At 48.0% G+C, this 25,624-nt stretch carries 25 protein-coding genes; 8 read left to right on the top strand and 17 right to left on the bottom strand.

Features of this window, described 5'->3' with window-relative positions; all coding sequences use genetic code 11:
- Positions 1-202 precede the first annotated feature (202 nt).
- Positions 203-721 (bottom strand): response regulator, encoded by a 519-nt coding sequence (locus ASG24_RS08635; protein ID WP_055870246.1) that lies wholly within the window; start codon positions 719-721, stop codon positions 203-205.
- Positions 722-1,027: 306 nt separating this feature from the next.
- Complete coding sequence (locus tag ASG24_RS08630) at positions 1,028-1,396, bottom strand: DUF6232 family protein (RefSeq protein ID WP_055870243.1); 369 nt, start codon at positions 1,394-1,396, stop codon at positions 1,028-1,030.
- 274 nt (positions 1,397-1,670) lie between these two features.
- On the opposite strand from ASG24_RS08630, the gene ASG24_RS08625 reads away from it, so the two are divergent.
- From ASG24_RS08625 to ASG24_RS08620, 3 genes are all read left to right on the top strand, one after another.
- Positions 1,671-2,060 carry a hypothetical protein gene (locus ASG24_RS08625; protein ID WP_055870240.1) on the top strand — a complete coding sequence of 130 codons (390 nt, stop codon included), beginning with the start codon at positions 1,671-1,673 and terminating at the stop codon, positions 2,058-2,060.
- Positions 2,061-2,845: 785 nt separating this feature from the next.
- Complete coding sequence (locus ASG24_RS14420) at positions 2,846-3,019, top strand: DUF1328 domain-containing protein (RefSeq protein ID WP_082488040.1); 174 nt, start codon at positions 2,846-2,848, stop codon at positions 3,017-3,019.
- 131 nt (positions 3,020-3,150) lie between these two features.
- Positions 3,151-3,522, top strand: a complete 372-nt coding sequence (locus tag ASG24_RS08620; RefSeq protein ID WP_055870237.1) for a YidH family protein — start codon at positions 3,151-3,153, stop codon at positions 3,520-3,522.
- Between the two features lie 104 nt (positions 3,523-3,626).
- Here the strand turns inward: ASG24_RS08620 and ASG24_RS08615 are convergent, their stop codons facing one another.
- From ASG24_RS08615 to ASG24_RS08590, 6 genes are all read right to left on the bottom strand, one after another.
- Positions 3,627-4,814 (bottom strand): efflux RND transporter periplasmic adaptor subunit, encoded by a 1,188-nt coding sequence (locus ASG24_RS08615; protein WP_055870234.1) that lies wholly within the window; start codon positions 4,812-4,814, stop codon positions 3,627-3,629.
- A complete protein-coding gene (locus ASG24_RS08610; protein ID WP_055870231.1) occupies positions 4,804-7,983 on the bottom strand; it encodes an efflux RND transporter permease subunit in 3,180 nt (1,059 codons plus the stop codon). Before ASG24_RS08610 ends, ASG24_RS08615 begins: the two co-directional genes overlap by 11 nt.
- Positions 7,976-8,923 carry a DedA family protein/thiosulfate sulfurtransferase GlpE gene (locus ASG24_RS08605; protein ID WP_055870228.1) on the bottom strand — a complete coding sequence of 316 codons (948 nt, stop codon included), beginning with the start codon at positions 8,921-8,923 and terminating at the stop codon, positions 7,976-7,978. The genes ASG24_RS08610 and ASG24_RS08605 overlap by 8 nt, the downstream gene beginning before the upstream one ends.
- An 83-nt stretch (positions 8,924-9,006) precedes the next feature.
- On the bottom strand, positions 9,007-10,101 hold the full coding sequence (locus ASG24_RS08600; protein WP_055827698.1) for a calcium:proton antiporter: 1,095 nt from the start codon (positions 10,099-10,101) through the stop codon (positions 9,007-9,009).
- A 216-nt stretch (positions 10,102-10,317) separates the two neighbouring features.
- Complete coding sequence (locus tag ASG24_RS08595) at positions 10,318-11,385, bottom strand: NAD(P)-dependent alcohol dehydrogenase (protein WP_055827700.1); 1,068 nt, start codon at positions 11,383-11,385, stop codon at positions 10,318-10,320.
- 166 nt (positions 11,386-11,551) lie between these two features.
- The gene (locus ASG24_RS08590) at positions 11,552-12,505 is read right to left on the bottom strand and encodes an AraC family transcriptional regulator (RefSeq protein WP_055827703.1); all 954 of its coding nucleotides are present in this window, start codon (positions 12,503-12,505) and stop codon (positions 11,552-11,554) included.
- Positions 12,506-12,688: 183 nt separating this feature from the next.
- On the opposite strand from ASG24_RS08590, the gene ASG24_RS08585 reads away from it, so the two are divergent.
- The 4 genes from ASG24_RS08585 to ASG24_RS08575 all read left to right on the top strand — a co-directional run bounded on the left by ASG24_RS08585 (position 12,689) and on the right by ASG24_RS08575 (position 16,898).
- Entirely contained in the window at positions 12,689-14,644 is a 1,956-nt protein-coding gene (locus ASG24_RS08585; RefSeq protein WP_200936995.1) for a PQQ-dependent sugar dehydrogenase, read from the top strand.
- A 153-nt stretch (positions 14,645-14,797) separates the two neighbouring features.
- On the top strand, positions 14,798-15,085 hold the full coding sequence (locus tag ASG24_RS08580; protein ID WP_055870220.1) for a PsiF family protein: 288 nt from the start codon (positions 14,798-14,800) through the stop codon (positions 15,083-15,085).
- A 199-nt stretch (positions 15,086-15,284) separates the two neighbouring features.
- Positions 15,285-15,629, top strand: a complete 345-nt coding sequence (locus ASG24_RS14810) for a GGDEF domain-containing protein (RefSeq protein WP_235562363.1) — start codon at positions 15,285-15,287, stop codon at positions 15,627-15,629.
- A 3-nt stretch (positions 15,630-15,632) separates the two neighbouring features.
- Entirely contained in the window at positions 15,633-16,898 is a 1,266-nt protein-coding gene (locus ASG24_RS08575) for a bifunctional diguanylate cyclase/phosphodiesterase (RefSeq protein WP_235562362.1), read from the top strand.
- 12 nt (positions 16,899-16,910) lie between these two features.
- Here the strand turns inward: ASG24_RS08575 and cyoE are convergent, their stop codons facing one another.
- From cyoE to ASG24_RS08555, 4 genes are read right to left on the bottom strand one after another with little or no spacing between them, the layout of a single operon-like run.
- A complete protein-coding gene (cyoE, locus tag ASG24_RS08570) occupies positions 16,911-17,807 on the bottom strand; it encodes a heme o synthase (protein ID WP_055870217.1) in 897 nt (298 codons plus the stop codon).
- A gap of 19 nt (positions 17,808-17,826) precedes the next feature.
- Positions 17,827-18,801 (bottom strand): heme A synthase, encoded by a 975-nt coding sequence (locus ASG24_RS08565; RefSeq protein WP_055870214.1) that lies wholly within the window; start codon positions 18,799-18,801, stop codon positions 17,827-17,829.
- A 2-nt stretch (positions 18,802-18,803) separates the two neighbouring features.
- Positions 18,804-19,421, bottom strand: coding sequence for a hypothetical protein (locus ASG24_RS08560; RefSeq protein ID WP_055827712.1), 618 nt, complete (start codon positions 19,419-19,421; stop codon positions 18,804-18,806).
- 26 nt (positions 19,422-19,447) lie between these two features.
- Positions 19,448-20,116, bottom strand: coding sequence for an SURF1 family protein (locus ASG24_RS08555; RefSeq protein ID WP_255352563.1), 669 nt, complete (start codon positions 20,114-20,116; stop codon positions 19,448-19,450).
- A 129-nt stretch (positions 20,117-20,245) separates the two neighbouring features.
- Between ASG24_RS08555 and ASG24_RS08550 the strand changes: the two genes are divergently transcribed.
- Positions 20,246-20,446, top strand: a complete 201-nt coding sequence (locus tag ASG24_RS08550; RefSeq protein ID WP_055827717.1) for a twin transmembrane helix small protein — start codon at positions 20,246-20,248, stop codon at positions 20,444-20,446.
- A 46-nt stretch (positions 20,447-20,492) separates the two neighbouring features.
- Here the strand turns inward: ASG24_RS08550 and ASG24_RS08545 are convergent, their stop codons facing one another.
- The 5 genes from ASG24_RS08545 to ASG24_RS08525 form a co-directional block, all read right to left on the bottom strand.
- Complete coding sequence (locus ASG24_RS08545) at positions 20,493-21,425, bottom strand: cytochrome c oxidase subunit 3 (RefSeq protein ID WP_055870210.1); 933 nt, start codon at positions 21,423-21,425, stop codon at positions 20,493-20,495.
- Between the two features lie 59 nt (positions 21,426-21,484).
- Positions 21,485-22,018 carry a cytochrome c oxidase assembly protein gene (locus ASG24_RS08540; RefSeq protein ID WP_055870208.1) on the bottom strand — a complete coding sequence of 178 codons (534 nt, stop codon included), beginning with the start codon at positions 22,016-22,018 and terminating at the stop codon, positions 21,485-21,487.
- 233 nt (positions 22,019-22,251) lie between these two features.
- Positions 22,252-23,844, bottom strand: coding sequence for a cytochrome c oxidase subunit I (gene ctaD, locus ASG24_RS08535; protein ID WP_055827726.1), 1,593 nt, complete (start codon positions 23,842-23,844; stop codon positions 22,252-22,254).
- A gap of 27 nt (positions 23,845-23,871) precedes the next feature.
- Positions 23,872-25,038 (bottom strand): cytochrome c oxidase subunit II, encoded by a 1,167-nt coding sequence (gene coxB / locus ASG24_RS08530; RefSeq protein WP_055870205.1) that lies wholly within the window; start codon positions 25,036-25,038, stop codon positions 23,872-23,874.
- A gap of 25 nt (positions 25,039-25,063) precedes the next feature.
- Positions 25,064-25,522: a DUF2244 domain-containing protein gene (locus ASG24_RS08525; protein WP_082488039.1), complete on the bottom strand. Its 459-nt coding sequence runs from the start codon at positions 25,520-25,522 to the stop codon at positions 25,064-25,066.
- Between the last annotated feature and the right edge of the window lie 102 nt (positions 25,523-25,624).

The raw sequence follows: 25,624 nt of genomic DNA, 5'->3' as shown, positions 1-25,624 counted from the left end.
GCAATGACAAGGCTAAGCTGCTGGGCAGCTGAGTAAAAGTGAGGTTTGTCCAATTAAAACTAAAAAGCTTTTAACATTTGCGGCAAGGCGATCTATTTGAATGCCTTAGCGTTGGCTGTCTTTAAGAGATATCCCAATACGATTTTCTAGCGGGATCAAGGCAGCGAATAATATTAAAAATACTTTGTCATCCTGATTCCAGCTACGCAGTAGTCTTCTCGCCAGCCTCATCAATGCGCTGAATCAGCATTTCAAAATCTACTGGTTTGACTAGGTGGTGATCAAAGCCTGCCAGAAATGCAGCCTTTTTATCATCCTCCGTGCCATAGCCGGTGACGGCGATCAAAGTGGCATGTGACATGGCTTTATTGGCTTTAATACGTTGTGCAAGCTCATAGCCATCCATTTTCGGCAAGCCTATATCCAGCACGCAGACCATCGGCAAAGTGGCTTCAATCAACTCGAGCGCTTTTAAAGAGTCGTGCTCAACCATTACTTCATGACCATACAACTCTATAAATGAAGCTAGTGTAGTAGCCGCATCTACATTGTCATCAACTACCAGCACGGATATTTTCTTTTGCTGTTTTAATTCAACTATGTCGGTATTGTTTTCGTGCAAAACCTTGTCCTTCCACAAAGGCAACGTGATCGTAAACTGGCTTCCCTTATTGCGCCCTTTACTGAAACAACTGACGGTGCCGTCATATAATTTCAGCATACTTTCACTAGCGCCAAATCTATGCCAAGTCCACCCTGAGAAGCTTCAGAAGTGGTTGTTTACATAACAGCTCTTGTTATTAATTACGCTCCCATCAAATTCAGGATTGATATTACAAGATAATGTCGGCACGATGGTGCAATACAAAGCTGCTTTGCAGGCTGCATTCATGTATTGCGACTTACCAAGTGCGGCAATATTTTAAAAGAAACTCGAATAACAAGGGAAGGAGAACAGGTAGCCCTTATACAGACGAAGAATTAAAACAATGACTCACACCGGTTGGTTTCTAAAATTATTTTGATGTTAGCCTCTATTAATAATCGCAGTATTCAGTGCGCGAATCACTCGATCCACATCAGTGCTATTAGTGCTGGTTAACGCCTGCTTCTCACCTTCCTCGGTATGAATAACCACAGCATACAGGGTCTGTGCAGTGAACCAGGCCACCAAGCCGAGCGCTATCGAAAAGCCACCGACAAACATGAAGATATCTTCAAAAATCATCAGGAATGATCCTGATAGCACGCAGATGGTTGAGAATGTGCGCTTTGGCTCTATCAATCCATGCTGTACAGCAGTGACTGTATCAATCGCATAGGTTTGCCCATCAGCGATAAACTGTGTATCACTGACTTTAATCCCTTCAAGACTGAAAAATACGGTTTCTGCCATCGACGTTTGAGCTTATCAAGCTGCATCCAAATTGAATTTAAACATTCCTTGCAACATAGTTTACTATCTATTAACAAATATTCACATCAAGAGTAACCTCATTTTTAAAGCTTAATTCTCAAAGTTGCATTTATGCCCATGTATTAATAAGAACTTCACTTCAAGTGATGCTGCAGACTAGGTGAAAGACCAGATGAAAAAAGTTTAGCCTGATGTATGATGAAGTTTGAGAGCAGATGTGTTTAAGACGAATAGCCCACTAAGGATGTTTTGTATGCACCAAAAAGAATTTGTCGCCAAGGATGGCCTAACTTATACGATAAAGCTCGATGCAACGGGTGAAGAGATTTCGGTCTTAAAAGGGACTGAGCTGATAGGGGTGATAGACTTGAAACGCGTAATCAATCCCAGAGGTTCCAACTATTACCTGATCACAGTTTTAGACCTGGAAAAATGCAAAAGAATAGGATTGGGCGAAGCGAGCCTTAGGTACCATCAGGAGGTATTCCGCTTACCCCTTACCGCCAATGGCGACATAGGCGAAGGCAGGCGATCAAGCAAGGGCCAGATGACCAGGGAAGGCATTGTTTTTATACAGAAAATGCGCGCCAAAGAAGTGATTGAAGCAGAAGACTTTCACAATGCATTCAGCGAAGACGAGTGATTATTTAATAAAAAAAATCACACTGAACAAACTGACTAATACCAAAGAGACTATCGGAAATAATTTGATTAGTACGTATGAGATCCACACCAGCCTGAGTAGCAGCGAAACACCTGACCAATACAATATTTTAATTACCAGATTTTTATAATCAGACATTGTTATATTTCTTGTAGTGTTGTTATATTTCTAGCAAGCTGGCTCTAGCGAATCTGCTTTCCCGTCACCAGGTTCTTGCAATCAAGCTTGTTGCAGGCAATCTTTATAAAACAAGAGGCGAATTATATCGTCCCAAATTAATGACAGCGTCTTGGAAATACGGTCTAAATACCCTGTTCATTGCCGGATATTCGGGTAAGTTTGTTTTGTAGAAAAACTGGCTTGGCCATGCTTTTACCATGAAACGGTTATGTCTCAAGTTTTGTTTTCAAGCAAGTTCTGGCATGCTGATTTAGCTCAATAGCCCGCAATTATCAATGAATGATGGATAAAAATTAAATAAGCTGTGTCAGATAATCTCAATCCTGGACCGCTTCATATCTTCAACTCAGAACCCAGCCAATCACCGCATTAAATATAGACTCTGGTGATTTTCACATGTTTTTTATTACTAGCGAACTGGGCTGGTAGGTAGCGTATTGCCGTAGGCTGATTCTTACCTTTAATCCAGCAAAGTCCTATACTCAACACTAGATTCAGCTCTTATGATGACAACAGCTTTAAAACATTTACCATCATATTATATAAATTATATAAATATTAATACACTATAAAGGAGCCGGAACATGCTTTACTATGCGCTGATATTTTTAGTTATTTCCCTGATTGCAGGTGCGCTGGGTTTTCGCAGCGTTGAGTCTGGTGCAGCAAAAATTTCAAAAGTATTTTTCTTTATTTTCCTGATTCTTGCTATCGGTGTTGCTATTCTGGCTGTCCTCGGTATAAGCCTGTTTGTATAGCAGCTTAACTTTGTTTCCATCAAGCTAGTTTAGCGTCCGCAATCGCGTCACTGCGAGAAACTTATCCAGGCATGCGGCCTGGATAAGTCGTAAAATGGCACGATTAATCAGTGATTGCGAGAATACTTTTCATGTCTTACCTTGATGACCCACGCGTTTATTTTGCTGCCGAGCGCACTTTACTTGCCTGGCAACGCACATCCATTGCCTTGATGGGACTAGGATTTGTGATTGAACGATTTGGCCTGTTCATCAAGCTAATGAATATTGATGCCCGGCTTGCAGAGTCACAAAGCACCGTCTCATTGTTCATCGGCGTTGGCTTTATCCTGATTGGCGCATTGACCGCTTTATTATCTGCGATGCAGTTTGTCGTATTCTGTAAGTCCCTTGGTCAACAGGAAAAACCGCGCGGTCACCTGTTCTGGTTACCACCGGCGGTGAATGTTTTTTTAAGCTTATCTGCTACTGCATTAAGTATCTGGTTAATTCTGGCGCGCTAAATCTGGCAATGTGACTTGCACAGACTAGCTACTCCTGACTAATCCATTAAACGATCAATCTAATAGCCAATGTCATTCAACTTAAATACTTTGACTGGCTTAAATTACTTCGCTGGCTGGGCCTGCTCTTTTGATGGCTGATCAGCTGCGGTGGCTACATTCACCAATGTGCCGTCAGTAACGCCATCCGGCGGGTTTTCAATCACCCGGTCATTAGCCGTAAGGCCGGTCTGTATTTCCAGCGTTTTACCCAAATCACGTGCAATGGTGATGGTTTTCAGAGACACTTTCTGGTCGGCGCCAACGGTGGCGACTTTCAAGCCATTCTGGTCAAAAATCAATGCACTGGCAGGAATGCTTAAAATGCCAGCGGCATCCTTCATTTGCAGGTTCACATTGGCAAAACCGCCCGGCAAAAACTTGCCTGCTGCATTATCAACCAGCAATTGCACCAGCGTTGTACCTGACGAAGTATTAATGGCGCCGGAGGTAGATTGGATGGTGGCTTCAAAACTGCTCTCGGGATACTCTGGCACACTGAAAGTCGCTTTACCGCCAGGTTTGATATGGCTGACGTAATTCTGCGGCACATTGATATATAAACGCAGTTTGCGTGTGTTGGACACTTCAAATAATGGCAATGCTGTACTGCCGCTACTACCAGCATTGATCAAAGCACCCGTATCCGTATTACGTGCAGTCACTGAACCATCGAACGGCGCCACGATGCTGGCAAAACCTTTAAGTGCCTGCAAGCGCTGCACATTGGCCTCAGCCGCTTTTACCAGCGCCTGTTTACTTAAATAATCGCCCTGTTTCTCATCGACTTCCTGCCGCGCTATTGATTGGGTTTTCAGCATATCCTGCCAGCGTTTGGCAGTAGTCTCTGCAAGGCTAACGTTTGCCTGCGCACTCGCCAGATCAGCCTTCGCCTGCAATAGTTCCTGGTCAAGGTCTGGCGTTTCCACCTCGCCTAATAATTGCCCGGCTTTGACTGAACCGCCGATATCGACTTTCCAGTTTTTGAGGTAACCGCTAACGCGGGCATAAATCGGTGCACGTGAAAATGCCTCAAAGCGCCCCGGCAAAATCAGCTGACTACCGTCAACCGCTCCACCTGGATGGCTGACACTTACGGTAGGCACCGCCTGCTTGTCAGTCCAGTCTTTAAGTTTGTCATCATGGCTGGCACGGGTAGACATGCCAATAATGACAATGCCTGCGGCAATCAAGGCCAGCAGCAAGCCGCCCATTTTCAACCGGCGCGAAGCGTGGTGGGAGTTAGTGGTCATGAGTCTCTCCTGTAGAGGTGCTGACAGGGGTAAAGTGTGTTTTCCTGTGTATGGCGCTAAAGACCACCGGCACAAATAATAAGGTAGCGACGGTAGCAAAAATCAAACCGCCGATGACCGCGCGTCCGAGTGGCGCATTTTGCTCCCCGCCTTCACCGAGGCCTAATGCCATCGGCGTCATACCGATCACCATTGCCAGCGCAGTCATTAGCACCGGGCGGAAACGTACAAAGCCGGCATCAATAGCAGCTGCGGTAGCATCTTTAAGCTCATCCAGCCGTTCGCGCGCAAAACTGATGACCAGCACACTGTTGGCAGTCGCCACGCCCATACACATAATCGCGCCAGTCAGCGCAGGTACGGAAAGCGGCGTGTAAGTCATAAATAGCATCCAGACGATGCCGGCTAGCGCAGCCGGTAATGCGGTAATGATCACGAACGGATCACTCCAGGATTGCAGGTTAACCACAATCAACAGGTAAATCAGCACGATGGCGCCCAATAAGCCGAAAAATAAACTGGTAAAGGCATGGTCCATGGTGTATGCCTGACCAAGCATCACGACACTGGTAGCCTTGGGTACTTTGTCTTTGCTGTTCTCGAGAATCTCGCGAATGTCGGCGGCGACTGCGCCCAAGTCTCTATCCTGGGTACTGGCGTGTATCTGCACCATGGGCTGGATATCGTACTGGCTGACAACCGCGTTACCTACATTGCGCTTGAATATCGCCAGGCCGCCTAAGGTTTGGGTTTGTCCGTTATTGCCACTGACAGGCAGGTTCGCAAGCGTATTCAGACTATCAAGCTGATATTGCGGGGTTTGCAACACGATGGGATAAGTCACGCCGTTGGCAGGGTTTAGCCAGTATGTCGGTGATACCTGTGAGCTGCCTGCCATATTGATCACCATGCTATTGGTGACATCCCGGGTGCTGATGCCGATTTCCTGTGCGCGGGTTTTATCGAGATTGATATCAAATGCGGGACGGCTGCGCGATTGCTGGATACGTGCATCGACCACGCCAGGCACGGTGCGTATTTTCGCCAGTAACTGATTGGCATATTCAAAATTATCCGCCAGCTTGCCGCCACGTATCTGGATATCGATCGGTGCCGGTGACCCAAAGTTCAGGATCTGGCTGACGATATCAGCTGGCGGGAACGAAAATGTCGTATCTGGAAATTGCTTGGGCAATGTTTCGCGCAAGGTGCGAATATATTCAGCTGTTGGGGCATGCTCCGGTTTCAGCGCAATCTGGATATCGCCATCCTGCGTACCGATGACGCCGGTGTTGTTATAGGTCATATTGATGCTGCTGATAGGCATGCCGATGTTGTCGACGATGGTCAGGATTTCATCCGCAGGAATGACTTTTTTAATAGCTGCCTGGATATTGGCAAAACGGTTGGCCGTCTCTTCAATGCGGGTACCAACAGGCACGCGCGCATGCATCAGGATTTGTCCGCTATCCACCGCCGGGAAGAAGTTACTGCCCAGCATCGGGGTCAGCAAAAAAGATAGCAGTACAATCAACATAAAGCCGCCCATGAACAATCGGCTATGATCAATCGCCAGCTCCAGCAGACCTTTGTAAGACAGGCGCATGCGTTCAAAAACTGCTTCAAAACTGCGCTGGAAACGCACCAACGGGTTGCGGCTGACTGGCCCATGCTCATCACCATGGACATGCGGTTTCAACATGTAATTTGCCATGGTAGGCACCAGCGTACGCGACAGGATAAACGAACTCACCATCGCAAACATCACCGCCTCGGCCATAGGCACAAACAGGTAACGCGACACGCCTTCGAGGAAAAACATTGGGACAAACACAATGCAGATGCATAGTAGCGAGACAAATGCAGGCGTCACAATTTGCGCCGCGCCATCAAGGATAGATTGCTCTACCGGCTTGCCCTGCTCCAGGTGCCAGTTAATATTTTCTATGGTAACCGTGGCTTCATCAACCAGGATACCAACCGCCAATGCCAGGCCGCCAAGCGTCATGATATTTAAGGTTTCACCGGCAATCGATAAACCGATAATGGCACCCAGGATCGAAAGCGGAATCGATGTCGCAATAATCAGCGAAGACCGCCAGCTACCAAGAAAAAGCAATATCATCAAGCTGGTTAAAATGGCCGCCAGCACGCCCTCAAACACCACGCCGTGAATAGCGGCGCGCACAAACAGTGACTGGTCGTTGATCGGCGTCGCAACCAGGCTATCTGGCAAGCTGGGCTTGATTTCTTCCAGCTTGTCTTTGATACCTTCCACAATCGCCAGTGTAGAAATCGCGCCATTCTTGAGGATGGTCATCAATACCGAACGGTTGCCATCCACGTGTACGATATTGGTCTGTGGCGGACTGCCATCGCGTACTTGCGCAATGTCGCGCATGTAAATGGTAGTCCCATTGACGACCTTAACCGGGATATTGGCCAGCTCATCAACATCTGAAGCGGCATTGTTCAGGTTAAGTGTGTATTCAATGCTACCAATTTTTTGCGTACCCACCGGCACGACCAGGTTGTGCGCAGCCAGGGCATTTGACACGTCCTGCGCTGATAATCCACGTGCCTGTAGTGCAGGCGGATTCAGGTCAATCTGGATCTGCCTGCTTTTACCCCCATACGGAAATGGCACACCGGCCCCGGGCACAGTGACCAGGCGGATGCGCACTGCATTTAAACCCAGGTCAGCCAGGTTTTGCTCGGTGAGGCCTTTGCCGGACAGTGCAATCTGCAAAATAGGCACCGTGGAAGCATTGTAATTAAGGATCAACGGTGGCGTGGTGCCGGTCGGCATTTGCCGGGTGACGGTTTGTGAAATCGCCGATACCTGCGCATTGGCAGTCGCAATATTGACGCCGGGATGGAAAAAGATTTTGACGATGGCAAAGCCGTTAAACGAATTCGCCTCGATATGCTCAATATCGTTGACGGTGGTGGTCAAGCTGCGCTGGTACAGCGTGGTGATACGTCCGGCCATATCATCAGGCGGCAAACCGCTGTATTGCCAGGCCACCGCGACAATAGGAATACGGATTTCAGGAAAAATATCAACCGGGCTGCGCACCGCTGACAGTGTGCCGACGATCAGGATCAGCAGCGCCATCACCACAAAGGTATATGGCCGCTTGAGGGCAATACCAACTACATTAAACATTGACGTCCTTTGCCGGCGGCAGGCTGATAATATAACCGGCATCCCGCCAGGCATCGATCCCGCCGCTTAATGGCCGGATATTGCGGTAACCACGGTTGATCAGTTTCTTGGCGACTTTGGCCGCCGTGACTTCATTCGGGCAGGAGCAATACAGGACCACCGGGGCATCTGCATCAATATCCAGCACCAGGTTATCCACATCTTCCAGGGTAATAAACTGCGCGCCTGGAATCCAGCCGTCATCTACCAGGTGGGGAGCACGCGTATCCAGGATCACGGGCGCCGCGCCTTTATCCAGCATTTCGTTGAGCTCTTCAATACTGATACGCGCCATCCGCAGGCTTTTGATAAACCGCTGCCTGTCCCACCACTTGTATGCGATAAATGCGGCGAGTAACGCCAGTACCAGCAATGTGCCCCACTTACCCATCTGCACCAGTGTAGACATCAGTTCGTCAATGGCAGAGCTGAACAGGTTACCTAGCCACAGCGCTGTCCCTGCCCACAATGCAGCGCCCAAACCATCCATGATGACGAAGACCAGGTAACGCGTGCCGGAAGAGCCAGCCAGCGCGCTGGAAATAGAAGCAAAGCCCGGAATAAATTTACACACCAGCAAGGCTGGTGGACCGAGTTTCAGGTACAGCGATTCGGTTTGCCTGACACAGGTATCTGGTGAAAGCGAAATCTTGCATAACTTCCCCATCACTTTTTTACCGTATTTGCGGCCAGCCATATACCAGATGGAATCCGCAATCAGGGCGGCGATCACGGCCACTGCCAGCAAAGTGCCCAGACTGTATTGGCCATTGGCAATCAGCACGCCCGACAGCAACAGTGTAGGGTAAGCGGGCAGCGGCAAACCTAGCTGCTCTAGCAGCACATTGGCGAATATAATCAGCAGGCCGTATTGTTGAAGTAATTCCAGGAGGGTACTCATCATTCACTCATGCGAACGCCATTTGAATGGCGCTTAATTTTACAAAACTTTCTTGTAGAACTTCATTCTTGTAGCATTTTTTTCTACATGCCTAGCGTTGCCAGCATGGCAAACGCCATAAATAATACAAAATGCGTCATGCCTTCAATGGCATTGGTTTCGCCATCGTGCAAGTTGATGGTCGCGACCACCAAAGTTAAAAACGTCATGACCATCTGCGTTGGAGACAGGCCAACGATCAGTGGTTTATTCTGGATCAGGGCGATCGCCTCAATCACCGGCACCGTCAGAATGACAGTTGAAAGCGTTGCCCCCAGCGCAATATTCACGACCGTTTGCATGCGGTCATTCACCGCTGCTTTCAGCGCAGTCAATACCTCAGGGCTGGCAGCAATAACCGCCACGACAATTGCAGCCACAATCGGCGGCACACCACTCCCGTTTAGCCCGGAATCCATGTGCATGCTCATCTCTTCTGACAGCAGGCCTATGGTGATGATACCGACCAGAATATACACAATCGCCAGCCTGACATCTACGATGGTTTTGCGGGATGCCATCTCGCCCAGCCCGTCTTTATTATGCTGGTCACGGTAGCTGAAATAGTTACGGTGACGGCCTGTCTGCATTTTCAGGAACAGCGCATAAAACACACTCATGGTGATGATCGTAAACATCGAATATATACGCCAGTGTTCAGGCGGCAAAAACGCCGGCAATACCATCGAAATCCCCAGCGCCGTCATGATCATGACAATATAAGTATTGCCCGAGTTAACGTTGTATTCCACCTCGCCATACTTGATACCACCAACGATCGCACATAACCCGAGAATGCCATTGATATCCAGCATCACTGCCGAATAAATCGCATCCCTGGCCAGCGTGGTAGAAGAGGTATGGCTTAACATCATGACGATGATCACCACTTCAATAATGACCGCGCTGATGGTCAGAATCATGGTGCCATAAGGCTCTTTCAGTCGTTCCGCAACATACTCGACCTGGAACGACAGCTGGAATGCGAGGTTGATAATCAACACTACAAAGATAATTGAAACCACCAGCGACTCTTGCTGGCCAATGTGCATCACCTTGTCAATTTGAGTGAGGGAGATGTAGGCAAGAATCGATATCACGAGTGATATCAGGCCCTGAGGAGGTTTTTCTGCAAGCATGCGCTAAATGGAAAATGAACAGATAACCATCTTAACACCGACCTTTAGTTTATGCCTTCAAACGGCCCAATTTGTATTGCATTCCATGCAAACCTTTTTGCTTCTTGACTGGCCTGTGCAATTCTTAATGCGCTGCCAAAATCTTAAACTATCTAAATATGGCAAAATCTAGACCGCAAATTCAATCGCGCTCTAAATTACTATACCGTCTTTAATCTATGCTTTTGCAGCAGCATTGAACGAAGCAATATCAATCACAAAACGGTATTTCACGTCGCTCTTTAGCATGCGTTCGTAAGCTTCGTTGATGTAATTGGCATCAATGATTTCAACATCACTGACGATGTTGTGCTTGCCACAGAAATCCAGCATTTCTTGCGTCTCTGCAATACCGCCGATCAATGAGCCAGCGACCTGGCGGCGTTTGGTAATCAGGTTGGCGCCATGCACTTCCACCGGATCCAGCGGACCAACCAGGACGATAGTTTTGTCGCGTTTGAGCAAGCCGATATAAGGGTTCAGGTCATGCGCCACCGGTACCGTGTCTATGATCAGATCAAAGCTGGCAGTATGTTTAGCCATGTCATCGGCATCTTTTGAAATCAGCACTTCATGCGCACCCAGTTTAGTGGCATCCGCTGCTTTACTGGCCGAGGTGGTGATCATGACAACATGCGCGCCCATGGCTGCCGCCAGTTTCACGCCCATATGACCCAAACCACCAAGGCCGATGATGCCGACTTTCTGGCCCGGCTGCACATTCCAGTGTTTCAGTGGAGAGTACAGGGTAATGCCCGCGCACAATAATGGCGCGACTGCTTTGGTATCCAGGTTTTCCGGTACGCTGACCACGAAATTTTCATCCACGGTAATGCGTTCGGCATAACCGCCAAACGTCAGGCCACCATGGCGGGTATCTTTTGAATTGTAGGTAAATACGGACTCATTGCAATATTGCTCTTCACCGGCACCACAGTCTTCGCAGTGGCGGCAGGAGTCGACCAGACAGCCGACTCCAACCAATTGCCCCAGCTTGAATTTATTCACATGGTCGCCGACTTTGCTGACGCGACCCACGATTTCATGGCCCGGCACCATAGGGTACAAAGAGCCACCACCCCATTCATTTCTGGCCTGATGAATGTCGGAGTGGCAGATACCGCAATATTCAATATCTATCAGGACATCGTGCGGACCAGGTTCACGGCGGTCTATGCTCATAGGCGCAACCGGGGTGGTTGCGTTTTGTACACCATAGGCGGCTGTTTTAAAAGTGAGTGCCATGTCGCGTTCTCCATATTTTTATTGAAACTTGGAATCACCGCCGGAATCAAGCTCAAGCTTGCCGACAATAACCATTAAAGTCTAAAAGAATCACTGCAATAATAATTGCCAGCTCTTCTTGAATGATTGCCTAAAGCTATGAGTTTTCCTGTCACTAACTCAAGGTCTACTGTTGCACCGTGACATATCTGGCATCCACATCACTCGGGGTAGTAATCAGGGCACTACGTACTGCACTGACCTCTTCCATCGGGCTTTTGCCAAACATACGCTTGAACTCGCGGCTAAACTGCGAGGCACTTTCGTAACCCACCTTGCTGGCCGCCAGGGTGGCACTTAAACCGTCTTGCACCATTAGCAACCGTGCTTTATGCAAGCGGGTCATTTTCAGGTACTGGATAGGTGAAGTAGCCGTCACATCCCTGAACGCCGCATGAAACGAAGGTACGCTCATGGTCGACTCCGAGGCCAGCTTGTCCACATTCAGCTCTTTGTCATACTCAGAATGGATCAGCCGCAACGCCTTGCTGATCTTACCTATATTATTGTGCGTGCTATGCGCCGCCAAAATGGCCGAGGCCTGCGATGTCTGCAAGATTCGGTAATGAATCTCGCGAATAATCGCCTGGCCCAATACCGTTGCTTCGGTTTTCGATTGCAGACATTCTAGCAGTCTGACCACCGCATTTGATAAACGTGCGTCCAGTGGTGTAGATGTGATGCCACTCTTGCCATTAATTTTCATCGGCGTGTCATGCTCAACACTCAATAGAAGCTCAGAGATCATGGCCAGATTGATACGGATGGAAATCGCCAGCAAGGGCTCTTCCAATGAAGCGATGGTTTCACTCTCGAATGGCAGCGGCACCGATAAAATCAGGAACTGTTGCGGATTGTATTGATAAACCTCTCCGCCGAGGTAGCCGATTTTGCGGCCCTGACAAACGAATACAATACTCGGCTCGTAAAAAACCGGGCTACGCGGAATCGACCGATTCCAGCGCATGAGTTTGACGCCATCCAGCGCAGTCAGCGTAAACCCTTCACTGCGGGTCTGGCTGGATAACAGCGCAATGGTTTTATCGCGGTCGTGGGCATACCAACAGTCAGCATTGCTCATATATTTATACTATGTGATTGATTAGGCATAAATAATACCCCTAAATGACTTTATTCACCTAATAAGACATAGAAATAGGCAACGATTTCATATTTTTAAACTTACCAGCGAGCCTCAGCCTGAGTAGACTACTCATACCACACTTGTATTGAATGCAATATTTTTGGAGAAGAGGAAAACGTGATGAAAAATCAGCTGATAAAAGGCCTGATCGGTTCCATATTCGCAACCCTGTCAATGTCAGCCTGGGCGGATATTCAGGATGTGCGGGACAACCTGAGCAAATTGCGCGTGCCTGACGGTTTCAAAGTCGATGTCTACGCTGAAGTGCCCGGTGCACGCCAGATGACACTGGGTACCAACGGCAACGTCTATGTAGGCACCCGTGGTAATAAAGTGTATGCAGTGGTCGATAAAAACAAAGATCACAAAGCCGATCAGGTAGTAGCGATTCTGGATGACCTGAATGTTGGTAATGGTGTCGCCATGGTAGATGGACATTTGTATGTGGCCGAACAGCACCGCATCACACGTTATGCTGCACCAGACTTTGATCTGACCTTGCCATTTAAGGCCATGCGCGAAGTGGTCTATGACAAATTACCGAATAAAGCGCATCACGGCTGGCGTTATATCGCGACCGGCCCGGATAACAAGTTGTACGTCACTATCGGTGCGCCTTGCAATATTTGCGATCCGACCGGCATTGAAGCTTCCATTATTCGCATGAATCCAGATGGCAGCCAGGTGGAAACATTTGCCAAAGGGGTAAGAAACTCCGTCGGTTTGGATTTTCAGTCTGGCACGAATACCTTGTTCTTTACCGATAACGGTGTCGACTTGCTTGGCGCAGATATCCCGCATGATGAGTTAAATGCGGCACCTAAAGCCGGCCTGCATTTTGGTTTTCCTTACTTTGCCGGCGGCGATGCGCGTGACCCTAACTGGAAAAGCAAAACGCCACCTGCAGCAGTGACGAAACCAGTGGCTGAATTCCAGGCACACAGTGCCAACCTCGGCTTCAAATTTTATACCGGCAAGCAATTTCCAAGCGAATACCAGGGCAATGCCGTCATCGCACAGCACGGTTCATGGAACCGTAAAGAGCCTGTCGGTTACCAGCTGGTCCGCGTGACTTTCGACGAGCAGAAGCAGGTTAAGGAAACCAAAGTATTTATTGATGGCTGGCTAAGTGCCGAAGGTGAAGTATGGGGCCGCCCGAATGACGTACTGCAATTGCCGGATGGCTCATTGCTGGTTTCGGATGACTACAATGGCGTGATTTACCGTGTGAGCTATGATGGCAAAACACAGGGTAAATCTGCCGCGGCCGCCGCGCCCAGCACTCATACAGGCGAGACGACTTTGACCGGATTCGCCATGCCGGAATCTGTATTTGCCGCACCGAATGGCGTCGTCTATATCTCGGAGATTGGTGAATTCGGTAAAGCTGGTGATGGGAAAATCACCCAGATCGAAGCTGATGGCACCCGCAAAACACTGGCAGAAGGCCTGAATGATCCTAAAGGCCTGGATATGCTCAATGGCCAGCTGTATGTTGCAGATGTAGATAGAGTGGTGAGTGTTGACGCGCAAACTGGCAAGCAAACGGTGACTGCTGCTACTTCAGCTTTTCCGCGCAAACCAGTGTTCTTAAATGACATTGAAATCGATGGCCTGGGCAATGTATATGTCTCGGACAGTGGCGATGACAATGGCAAAAGTGCTGGCATCTTCAAAATCACACCCGCTGGTAAAGTGACTGAAGTGCTTAAAGCGAATGCCGGTATCAAACGTCCAAATGGCTTGCTGATGGATGGTGCCGACAGTTTACTGGTGGCTGACTTTGGCACAGGCAAATTGTTCAGGGTACAGTTAGGCGGCAAAAAAGCTTCCGTGACCTTGCTTAACCAGGGCTTTGGTGGCGCTGATGGTTTGGTTCGTGATACGCATGGTCACCTGTATGTGAGCGACTGGGCGGGCGGCAATGTCTGGCAGCTCACTGAGCCTAAAGCTACACCGCAACGCATCATCCAGGGCTACCAGTCCGCGGCAGATATCAGCTTGTCAGCAGATGGCCAATCCTTATTGATCCCTGATATGAAAGCAGGCACATTGCATAGCGTACCTGTTCAATAAGCATTCATTGCGTACGTTTAAGCCCGGTTAATGACCGGGCTTTTTTATTCCACCCCGATGATCCTGCTCTGTGTCAGAATGGCGTGGTCAGGCTCGCATTCTGGCAGCCTGAATCATTTATCATCATAATTCATAATTTGTTAGGAGAATTTCATGAAAAAACTGGTTCTTGCGCTACTGCTTTCCTCATTCTGTCTTTCAGTTTCAGCAGGCCCGCAACAGGAAAAAATGAAAACCTGCAATGCAGATGCCAGCACCAAAGCGTTAAAAGGGGATGACCGCAAAGCGTTTATGAAAACCTGTTTATCTGCTGATAGTGCAGACTCCGGCCTGACTGCACAGCAGAATAAAATGAAGACGTGTAACGCAGATGCAAAAACCAAAGCTTTAAAAGGTGACGAACGTAAAGCGTTTATGAAAACCTGCTTATCCGGTAAATAATTCCAGCAAGTATCCCGTCTCAATCACGCCTGCAGCCACGCTGCAGGCGTCTGATAAAAAACTTTTACCTCCACCTAAAGTTTTAAGCCAACCTGCCGTTAATCAAGTTAACTCCTGGTGTGTCTTTTTTAGCATGGCCTGAGATTCAGTGCCGATAAGGGTTTACCAGGCCATCATTTGCAAATACAGATTGATTGGTATGGATAACCCACTCAAGAAAATCATTCAAACAATGTTGCTCACCGCCATGCCATTCACCGGTCAGGCGACAGCAGCAACCCTTGCACCAGAAACGTCAGCCACCAACCCGGGGTTGTTTAGTCAGTTGGCAGTTGAAGCTGGCATAACAATACTTGCCCTGGCATGCATGCTGCTGGTGCATCAGCTCTGGCGTTTCTACCAGCGCGCGCAACGGCGTGAAGCCGAGGTACGTCAACAGATCTGGCGGCAAGCCAATTATGATTACCTGACACAATTACCTAATCGTTATTTACTACAGGATTGCCTGGAGAAATCGATTCAGGAATGCCAGCAATCACAATAGCAATTGGGCTTACTGCTGATTGACCTGGACGGATTCAAGGATGTGAATGATATTGCCGGACATGCAGTGGGTGACCGTCTGTTGCAGAATGCAGCGTTACGCATTCAATCCTGCGTACGAGATGGCGACACCACCGCCAAATTGGGTGGCGATGAGTTTGTAGTGGTAATTCCCAAACTCAAAAATATCAAGGTATTGCACGACATCGGCGCCAAAATTGTAGAGACTGTGCGCTCGCCTTTTCATATCGACGATAACCAGTATTTTGTCACCGCCAGTATTGGTATTGCGGTGTTCCCTGACCATAGTGACTCTGCCGAAACCCTGATGATGTACGCCGACCAGGCTTTGTACGCGGCCAAGCGTGCCGGTAAAAACCAGTACCAGTTCTTTACCCAAACCATGCAGCAGGAAATCAGGGAACGCATTTCCCTGACGCATGACCTGCGCTCAGCCATTGAAAATAACGAGTTGCATCTGGTGTACCAGCCTATTTATCGCCTGCAGGATATTTCGCTGATTAAAGCGGAGGCGCTAATCCGCTGGCAACATCCAACACGTGGCAATATTCCGCCAAGTGTGTTTATTCCAATTGCGGAAGAATCGGGCATTATTATCGAGATCGGCAAATGGATATTTAATGAAGTGCTGCATGACTTGTCGACCATAGACCCAATGCGTTTGCAGGGTATCCAGATCAGCCTCAACATTTCACCGATACAGTTTGCGCATCCACAGCATTTAATGGCGTTTATCAAACGCCTTGAGCGCTCGAATATTCCTTGCGAACTGTTCTGTTTTGAAATTACTGAAGGGTTGTTGCTCGAGCCTTCAAAAGTGATTCAGGACACTTTAAAAACGCTTAAACAGGCGGGCATTAAATTATCGATTGATGACTTCGGCACCGGTTATTCTGCACTGGGTTACCTTAAAAAATACCATATTGATTACGTTAAGATCGATAAGTCCTTTATCAATAATCTGGGCGTGGATAACTATGACTTTATCCTGTGCCGCTCCATCATCCAGATGGCACATGAGCTGAATATGCAACTGATTGCCGAAGGCGTGGAAAATGCGCAGCAGGAGAGCATACTCAAGGTTATCAATTGCGATTTTATACAGGGTTTTCTGCATGGAAAACCGGCCATATTCAGCTCATTACTCGAGCAGCTGGATTTGCAGATGCTGCAAGAAAAGGCATATCCTATGCTGGGCGCTGAAACAAAAATGGCAGCATTGCAACATGCTGCCACCAAAGCTAATTAAGTACTTTACGATCTAAATCAAATAGTGATCCAGCAATAGCGCCGCAAATATCAGGCTCAGGTAAAGAATAGAATATTTGAAAGTGGTTTTGGCCAGATCGTCAGAATAGCGACGATAGAGGCTGACTACATAGTAAAGAAATACCGCATTCAGACCTGCTGCCGACGCCAGATACAGCCAGCCACTCATGCCTAAGCCATAAGGCATTAAAGACACGACAATCAGGATCACGGTATATAGCAAAATATGCAGCAGCGTAAATTTCTCACCATGGGTTACCGGTAACATAGGCATGCCCACTTTGGCATATTCTTCTCGGCGATATAAAGCCAGTGCCCAGAAGTGTGGTGGCGTCCATGCAAAAATAATCAGGAACATGACCAAAGCTTCTGGCGACACGGTGTTATTCACTGCTGCCCAGCCAAGTATTGGAGGCATTGCACCTGATGCGCCACCAATGACAATATTCATAGGCGTTGCCGGTTTCAGAAACACCGTGTAAATAACGGCATAACCGACAAACGTCCCCAGTGTAAGCCACATGGTCAGCGGGTTCACCCAGTAATACAAAATACTCAGGCCTATGCCACCAAGCACACTGGCGAATAACAGGGTTTCCATCTGCGATAACTGGCCGGTAGGAATCGGACGCGCACGCGTGCGGGCCATCATGGCATCAATCTTGTGTTCGATTAAACAGTTAAACGCCGCTGCAGCACCTGAGGCAAACGCAATGCCCACAGTTGCCGCTAATAATATCTGTAAGGGCACCATGCCAGGCGTGGCCATAAACATGCCGATGATTGCGGTAAAAACAATTAATGCCGTGACGCGCGGTTTGCACAGCGCATAAAAATTGCGCAAGCTCATTTTGGCCGATGTCAGTTGTGTAACCCAAATACTTTGCATGACTAATCCCCCAACTTTTCTAATAAGACGTATTCATTAATCTCGCATTGACTGTCACCAGGCAGATGCCCAGCAACGCTGCGCCGGCGTTATGCAATACAGCCAGCACTAATGGCAGTTGCAGTAACAGATTGCCGATACCGACACCGATTTGTAAAAGCAAAACCAGCAGTAGTGTCCACGCCAAGGTTCTGGCGTTTTGACGCTGTAACAAAATCTTGACGCTGACGATGCCCCAACCCAGCACGACCAGCGCACCCAGTCTGTGTATCCATTGAATAGCGGTCAAAGCATTCAGGTGCAATTGCCCGCCATCCCGGCTTTCTCCCAGTGCCCGCGTCAGGTGGAATGCATCGTGCAAATCCATATCGGGCCACCACAAGCCATGGCAGGTGGGAAAGTCGGTACAAGCGAGCGCCGCATAATTACTGCTGGTCCAGCCACCCAGCATCACCTGTAAAAACCATACCACCAGCGCCAGGCGTAACCACCATTGCTGTGCTGTTGGCAAAGCGATGGATGGTTGCGCATTATTGCGTACGGCGATCCAGCATAGTAGCGCCAGGGTCGTCATCCCGCCCAGTAAATGTAAGGTCACAATTACCGGCTTAAGTAACAGTGTCACAGTCCACATACCCAGCAGTGCCTGTAAAAAAACCAGCACGACCAGGGCAACCGATAACTGCCATGAAGTTTTTATTTTTAGCCTGTTCACATACGCTAGCCAGGCCAGACCTAAAATAACCAGGCCCAGACTTCCGGCCAGATAACGATGGGCCATTTCTTTCCAGGCTTTCGCGTGTTCTAGCGGCTTATCCGGAAATGCCTGCTGCGCAGAGTGGATTGCGGATTCACTTTGCGGCACGGATAAGGCGCCATAACAGCCAGGCCAGTCTGGGCAACCCAATCCTGCATCAGATAATCGTACATATGACCCTAATACCACGACACAAAACGCCAGCAGCACAGCCACAACACTTAAAGACCTGAACATACTCAACCCGCCCACGAAGCCTTCAGCAGCTTCGTCAAGTCTTTGCGTATCCATTTGGCTTCCTGCTCAAGCGGATACTGCATCATGATATTGCCTAGCGGATCAATGAAATATACCCGCTGCGCATCCAGTGTGTTCTGCCCGCCACCACTCAGCATGCGACCCAAGGCGGTTACCTGTGCAGACTCGCCATTGATAATCAACAGATCAGGGTACCGTTCACGAATCTTGCTGGTATCAGCCTGTTGTGTGATAAGCACGCGCTGCACACGGATCATGTCTTTATACAGCGATACATACACTTGTCTTAAGTCATGCAACCGCTGCATACAACGTGTATCGCATTCGCCTGCGATGAGGACAATATTCCATTTATCTTGCCAGAAGGTTGGCATGGCCTGCTGTTGATCATTTACCCAATGCGTGCTGGAAGCCAGCGACACTGGCGGTTGAATCAACTGGCCATAACTTTTACCGCTAGGTCGCCAGTCAAATTTGATCATCGCCACGACTACCACCAATGGCACGGTAAAAAATACTGCCAACAGTAAAAAAATCATGCGCCCTTTGCGCTGTTGGGCGGCATTTACTGAAACTTTTGACTGTGAATTTTCTTGCACTACCGGGTTACCTTTTTCCTGACCGTTTACTGCCGTTTTTCCAGCATTTGATACACACCAATCAGTATGCTTGCCAAAGCAAATCCAAACCATTGATAGGCATAACTTAAGTGTTTTTCGACCTGCCCGGCCGGGACATCCCAATGGCGCATAAATCCATCTTGCGCTACGTCAGGGTCCAGTTTGAGGATAGCATGCGGCACCAGTGGGTAAGGCAAATGTTTTTGTAAATATTCAAAATCTATCACTTGCTGTACTTTATTCCAGTGCTCATCTGTATGGCCCAATTGAAAGCCGGTTTTCTTTTGATGCCATAGCATCCCTGCCACAGTTTGCTCCCCTACAGTCGTCTTTATCACTGGCAATTGCTGGTGATCAGAAAATCCTACTACCCACCCTCGATTCACCAAAATTACTGTCCGCTGATCACTGAGTAAAAATGGCGTTAACACGTGAAATCCAGCCTGCCCCTGCTCCACCTGATTATCCAGAAAGAAAAAGTATGCTGGCAGGTAATGTCCGGTGAGTTTTACAGCTCGGGTATGTAAAGCTTCTATGCCGTTCTCATCCAGCTTGCCATCAGTTACTAGCTCAACCACATTGAGTTTGCCCTCAGCCAGGGCAAGGGTAATCGCCTGCTTTTGTTCGGCTTTGTGCCACTGCCACATGCCTAATTTCAAACAGCCAAAAACCATGAGCGCCACCACCATCATTACCACTGGCCGCAGCCTCAAAACATAAGATCCCAAAGGTATTTGCATTTTCTTACTTACAGCCCATAATGTGCCTTCACTATTTACTTACACTTAGCGCAGGATCACACCATGCTTATAAAAATTGCTACTGTTCTTGTACTGCTAGTCATCATCGGCAGTTTGTTTTCTGCCCTGGTTTTTTTATTGAAAGACAAGCGTGGTTCAGATCGTACGGTAAAGGCATTAACCATGCGTATTGGCCTGTCTATCGTCCTGTTTCTGCTGTTGATTCTTGCTGCACACTTCGGTTATATCGGCCATACGCTGTAATAAATCCGACTGTTAAAAAGGGCGCTCTTGGCGCCCTTTTTTAATGCTAGAGCATGTAGACGAAAATATACAAACCCAACCACACCACATCCACAAAGTGCCAGTACCAGGCAACGCCTTCAAAACCAAAATGATGTTCCGGTGTGAAATGACCTTTCATACTGCGCAGTAAAATCACAATCAGCATCAATGTACCAATCGTCACATGGAAACCGTGAAAGCCGGTCAACATGAAAAAGGTAGCGCCATAAGCACCGGATTTCAGCGTTAAGCCCATTTCTGTGTAGGCGTGATGATACTCAGCTGCCTGACAGATCAGGAAAGTAATACCTAAAGCCACTGTTAATGCCAACCCCACAATCAGTTGCTTGCGATTGTTTTTAATCAATCCCCAGTGCGCCCAGGTAATGGTTGCGCCTGAACTCAGTAACAGCAGCGTGTTGATTAACGGCAAGCCACTCCAGGTCATCGGGTGGAAGTCTGGATTAGGTTTGAAAGTCTCACCCAGCACCACCCCGCCCGGGCCTTGTGTCGGCCAGGTATTCAGGAAATCTTTGTAGGGCGTGATATCCGGCGCATAGGAAGCAAGGTCAGGCACTGACAGTACCCGCATATAGAACAAGGCGCCAAAGAATGCTGCAAAAAAAGCGACCTCTGAGCAGATAAACACAATCATGCCAATACGGAAAGATTTGTCTTCCCACTTTTTATACTGGCCTGTCAGACTTTCAGTGACTACATCGCTCAACCATTTGAACATCATGAACAGAATGATCGCCAGGCCTAGATACATCATGTATTTGCCGGGTGTCGCCAGAAAATCCAGGGAAGGATTTTTGAGTGAGCCATCACCACGTAAATCAGAGCCGGTGACATTAAATACAAACCCGCTGGCCATAGATAGCAGACCAACAGAAATCAGTGCAGGATAAATACTGCCGTGTGGTACGAAATAATGGTTATCTGAATGACTTGCCATGCCTAACTCCCAATCATTTGATTTTTATAATTTAAATCACAATCAATCATTAATTTGAATCATTTGCTTGCCGGAAAGAATGAGTAGGATAAGGTGAGCTCATTCACTTCTGGCGGTAGATCAGTACTAATAAAAAACCTGAGCGGCAGCTGTTTTACCTGGCCGGGATTAAGCGATTGTTTTACAAAACAAAAACACTCAATCTTTTTCAAGTGAGCAGACGCCTTACCTGGTGTCACACTTGGAATAGCCTGCCCGGCAACTACTTCACTCGTTGTATTCTTTGCTTCAAACATCACTACGGTTACCTGGCCGGGATGGACCTTGATGCTACTTTGTTTGGCATAAAAATTCCAACCTAGCCCAGGCATCACGGAAGAAACGAACTGCACAGTCACTTCACGCGATAAATCTACTTTCTGCTTTGCCGCGGTTTGCGCAACATTGCTTGTTTTGCCATTCAGGCCAGTCACAGAACAAATCACGTCATACAGAGGCACCAGTGCAAATGCAAATACCAGCGCACCTGCAAGAATCCACGCCAACTTGAATGCCAACTTTTTGTTGGCTTCTGATTTATCCTGGTTCACCATGACCTGGGTTCAACACTAGATACCTTCAAAAAACTATTTCCACATGGTGAACATTGAGATTACGTACCATGCGATTGCCAGTCCAGCCAAAATCCAGGCAATCTTTTTATTGTTACTCTGCTTCGGTTTGCTCAAAATCTTTTTCCTGTCACTTTCATGCCTGCATGAGGTTTATCACTGACCATCCATAGTTAAAATGGATGGCCGATGATAACGATTACTTCACGACATGTTTATTTCACTACAGGTTGCTCAGTGAAACTGTGATATGGCGGTGGAGAAGGCAATGTCCACTCAAGACCAATCGCGCCTTCCCATACCTTGTCTGTCGCTTTTTGGCCGCCTCTGGCACAACTAATGATGTTGTAAACCAGCAGCAATTGTGACAAACCAAGGACGAACGCACCAATGGTAGAAATCATGTTGAATTCCGCAAATTGCAGTGCATAGTCAGGGATACGACGTGGCATACCTGCCAGACCGACAAAAAACTGTGGAATAAAGGTGACATTGAATGAAATGGCCGTTAACCAGAAGTGCAATTTACCCAATTTCTCGTTATACATATGGCCAGTCATTTTTGGCAGCCAGTAATAGACGCCCGCCATGATGCCCATAATGCCACCAGCAAACAGTGTGTAGTGGAAGTGTGCAACCACAAAATAGCTGTTGTGGTATTGCGCATCGGCTGCCACATCGGCCAGTACCAAACCAGTCAAACCACCTACACCAAACAGGATAATCCAGCCTACGCTAAACAGCATAGGCGTTTCAAACGTCATTGCGCCTTTCCACATCGTGCGGATCCAGCAATAGAATAAAACGGCAAGCGGCAGAGAAATCGCCATGGTGCTATACATAAAGTACAGCAAGGCAGGCACTGGCATACCAGCTGTAAAGAAATGGTGCGCCCACACAACGACAGACAGAGCACCGATAGACCACAATGAATAAACTTGTGCTTTATAGCCATACATCGGTTTACGGCTGAATGTCTGCAAAATTTGTGGTATGAAACCCCAAACAGGCAACAGCAAAATATACACTTCAGGGTGACCAAAGAACCAGAATAAATGCTGGAACATGATCGGGTCACCACCACCGGCAGCATCAAAGAAATGGGTACCGAAATGGCGGTCTGTCAGCAACATGGTGACTGCACCAGCCAATACAGGAATCGTCGCAATCAGCAGGAAAGCAGTAATTAACCATCCCCATGCAAACAATGGCATTTTCATCAGGGTCATGCCTGGTGCACGCATGTTGAAAATGGTGACGATGATGTTGATAGAACCCAATACTGAAGAAATACCCAGTAAGTGAACCGCGAAAATGGCGAAGTCTACGCCGATACCACCTTGCACCGAGAGTGGTGGGTAGAAGGTCCAGCCGGTTGCCAATGCGCCATCACCAATACCGAATAATGCCAAGGTAAATGGCAGTGTCAGCAGGATGGCTGAAGGTGGCAGAATCCAGAAACCCCAGTTATTTAACCGCGGTAATGCCATATCCGGCGCGCCCAGTTGTAACGGCAACATCCAGTTGGCGAAGCCGGTAGCAGCAGGCATCAGCGCCGCGAAAATCATGATCAGCGCATGCACGCCAATCAGCTGGTTAAAGAATTCCGGATTCATCAATTGCAAACCCGGCTTGAACAGCTCGGCACGGATGCCAAGAATCATACAGCCACCGACCAAAAACATGACCAGTGAAAATGTCAGGTACATGGTACCGATATCTTTATGGTTGGTGGTCGTCAACCAACGCATAATGCCGGTTGGATGTTCCTCATGCTCGTCGTGATGTGCTACGGAGGTGGTACTCATCGTTGCTCTCCTAAAAATCTTACAAAGTTATTCGCGTGCTGCTTTGACTTGTGGTGGCTGCACCAGGGCATCCACCGACGCTGTATTACCCAGGGCATTACGCTCATAAGTAATCACAGCAGCAATTTCAGTGTCATTCAGGGTCGCTTTCCATGCCGGCATAACACCTTTGCCGTTCAGTACGCGATCCAGATGACTGTCTTTTTGGTATTTACCATCGGCACCGAAAATCGGGCCTGTCGCAATCTTACTGCCTGTCAACGCCGGGAAGGCTGGCGGCAAACCTGCACCACTCACCTGGTGGCAAACCGCACAGTTTTTCTCGTAAACAGTTTTACCTTGTGCCAGCAACTCTTCTTTGGTTAGCTCTTTGACATCACCAGCGGCTTTTTGCTCCGCCTGTTTTTTACCCGCCCAGGCAGCAAACTCTTCTTTGGAGACTGCATTGACGACAACAGGCATGTAGCCATGGCCCTTGCCGCATAGCTCTTTACATTGACCACGATAGACACCGGCTTTTTCGACCTGTACCCATGTTTCACGGATAAACCCAGGAACGGCCACACGTGAAGAACCGAATTGCGGCACCCACCAGTTATGCAACACGTCAGAAGCAGTCATCAGAATACGGACTTTTTCACCGACAGGCAGCACCAGCGGATTGTCCACTTCGAGCAGATAGTTTTCGCCTTTATCTTCCTTGTTATGCAGCTGACCGTCAGAAGTCGCCAGGTTGCTGACGAACTTGATTCCCTGGGCATCGCCATCGAGATACTCATATTGCCAGCGCCATTGTGAACCTGTGATTTTGATCACCATGGTGGACTGGTCACGCGTATCCTCCATCATCACCACGCTGTGATAAGCCGGAATACCCATGATCACAAAGTCAATCAACAGCAGGATCGCAAACGGGATCAGCGTCCAGAAAATCTCCATCGTGGTAGATGGTGGTTTATCAACAACGGCTTTGTAACCCTTATCGTGACGATGTTTGACGATGGAATAAATCATGATTGCCAGTACCACCACAAAAATCACGGCGGTAATCAGCATGAATTTATTGTGCACATGCAGTGTATCCAGCGCCATCGGTGTGACCGGGTCTGGGAAATTGAAAGTGTAGTCAGCGCGTGCGCTTAATGAATAAAACAGTGCAAACGCACTAGCCCCAAGCTTCTTCATTCCTTGCATCTAATCTGCTCCAAAATCTAGTTATTTAGTTTTTTAGAAGTGTTCGTTTCAGATGCGATACCAGTTCAGCGCGTTGCGCGTTGTTCATGGTGTCGCGACCAAACTCAACTTCTTGATTACGGGACCCGATCCAAAGTGATGTTTTGCCATTCTCACTTTCCCTGAGCGTTATCCGGGTCCAATAGCGTTGAAAGCGGACGTGTTTTATTTTGCCTAAGACACTTTGCTCAATTTCAACATGATCCTCGACGATTGTGATTTTTTCGTAATCATCACTGTGCTTTAACACCCACACAAAAGCCAGAACCACTAACACTAATTCCAAACCAGCAAATGGCAATACCATCCAGGCACCGATATGCACAAAAGCCAGGGCGATCAGTCCAGTCAAAATGCCCAAACTCAGCAACAATCTGCAGACACTTTCAGCGGAAGCGGAAGCGTTTGGCTTTGCAATGCATTGCGTTTCGTATATGGATAACATGTTTGCCAACCCAGAACTGAATCTGTAGCAACTAAATTACGTTTAGTTACAAATTTGTTACACATTGAACGGTAGCATAAGACGACCTCAGTGACAAGAAAA

The sequence above is a fragment of the Methylophilus sp. Leaf414 genome (assembly GCF_001425425.1).
GTDB lineage: Bacteria > Pseudomonadota > Gammaproteobacteria > Burkholderiales > Methylophilaceae > Methylophilus.
This window is presented reverse-complemented; position numbering and strand designations above follow the sequence as displayed.

Coding starts and splice junctions, on each gene's coding strand:
- ASG24_RS14420 (WP_082488040.1), top strand. CDS start 2,846: ATGCTTTACTATGCGCTGATATTTTTAGTTATTTCCCTGATTGCAGGT.
- ASG24_RS08620 (WP_055870237.1), top strand. CDS start 3,151: ATGTCTTACCTTGATGACCCACGCGTTTATTTTGCTGCCGAGCGCACT.
- ASG24_RS08545 (WP_055870210.1), bottom strand. CDS start 21,425: ATGGCAAGTCATTCAGATAACCATTATTTCGTACCACACGGCAGTATT.
- ASG24_RS08595 (WP_055827700.1), bottom strand. CDS start 11,385: ATGGCACTCACTTTTAAAACAGCCGCCTATGGTGTACAAAACGCAACC.
- ASG24_RS08630 (WP_055870243.1), bottom strand. CDS start 1,396: ATGGCAGAAACCGTATTTTTCAGTCTTGAAGGGATTAAAGTCAGTGAT.
- ASG24_RS08610 (WP_055870231.1), bottom strand. CDS start 7,983: ATGTTTAATGTAGTTGGTATTGCCCTCAAGCGGCCATATACCTTTGTG.
- ASG24_RS08540 (WP_055870208.1), bottom strand. CDS start 22,018: ATGGTGAACCAGGATAAATCAGAAGCCAACAAAAAGTTGGCATTCAAG.
- ASG24_RS08590 (WP_055827703.1), bottom strand. CDS start 12,505: ATGAGCAATGCTGACTGTTGGTATGCCCACGACCGCGATAAAACCATT.
- ASG24_RS08525 (WP_082488039.1), bottom strand. CDS start 25,522: ATGTTATCCATATACGAAACGCAATGCATTGCAAAGCCAAACGCTTCC.
- ASG24_RS14810 (WP_235562363.1), top strand. CDS start 15,285: ATGGATAACCCACTCAAGAAAATCATTCAAACAATGTTGCTCACCGCC.
- ASG24_RS08555 (WP_255352563.1), bottom strand. CDS start 20,116: ATGGTTTTTGGCTGTTTGAAATTAGGCATGTGGCAGTGGCACAAAGCC.
- ctaD (WP_055827726.1), bottom strand. CDS start 23,844: ATGAGTACCACCTCCGTAGCACATCACGACGAGCATGAGGAACATCCA.
- cyoE (WP_055870217.1), bottom strand. CDS start 17,807: ATGCAAAGTATTTGGGTTACACAACTGACATCGGCCAAAATGAGCTTG.
- ASG24_RS08635 (WP_055870246.1), bottom strand. CDS start 721: ATGCTGAAATTATATGACGGCACCGTCAGTTGTTTCAGTAAAGGGCGC.
- ASG24_RS08615 (WP_055870234.1), bottom strand. CDS start 4,814: ATGACCACTAACTCCCACCACGCTTCGCGCCGGTTGAAAATGGGCGGC.
- ASG24_RS08580 (WP_055870220.1), top strand. CDS start 14,798: ATGAAAAAACTGGTTCTTGCGCTACTGCTTTCCTCATTCTGTCTTTCA.
- coxB (WP_055870205.1), bottom strand. CDS start 25,038: ATGCAAGGAATGAAGAAGCTTGGGGCTAGTGCGTTTGCACTGTTTTAT.
- ASG24_RS08600 (WP_055827698.1), bottom strand. CDS start 10,101: ATGCTTGCAGAAAAACCTCCTCAGGGCCTGATATCACTCGTGATATCG.
- ASG24_RS08605 (WP_055870228.1), bottom strand. CDS start 8,923: ATGAGTACCCTCCTGGAATTACTTCAACAATACGGCCTGCTGATTATA.
- ASG24_RS08625 (WP_055870240.1), top strand. CDS start 1,671: ATGCACCAAAAAGAATTTGTCGCCAAGGATGGCCTAACTTATACGATA.
- ASG24_RS08550 (WP_055827717.1), top strand. CDS start 20,246: ATGCTTATAAAAATTGCTACTGTTCTTGTACTGCTAGTCATCATCGGC.
- ASG24_RS08565 (WP_055870214.1), bottom strand. CDS start 18,801: ATGTTCAGGTCTTTAAGTGTTGTGGCTGTGCTGCTGGCGTTTTGTGTC.
- ASG24_RS08585 (WP_200936995.1), top strand. CDS start 12,689: ATGAAAAATCAGCTGATAAAAGGCCTGATCGGTTCCATATTCGCAACC.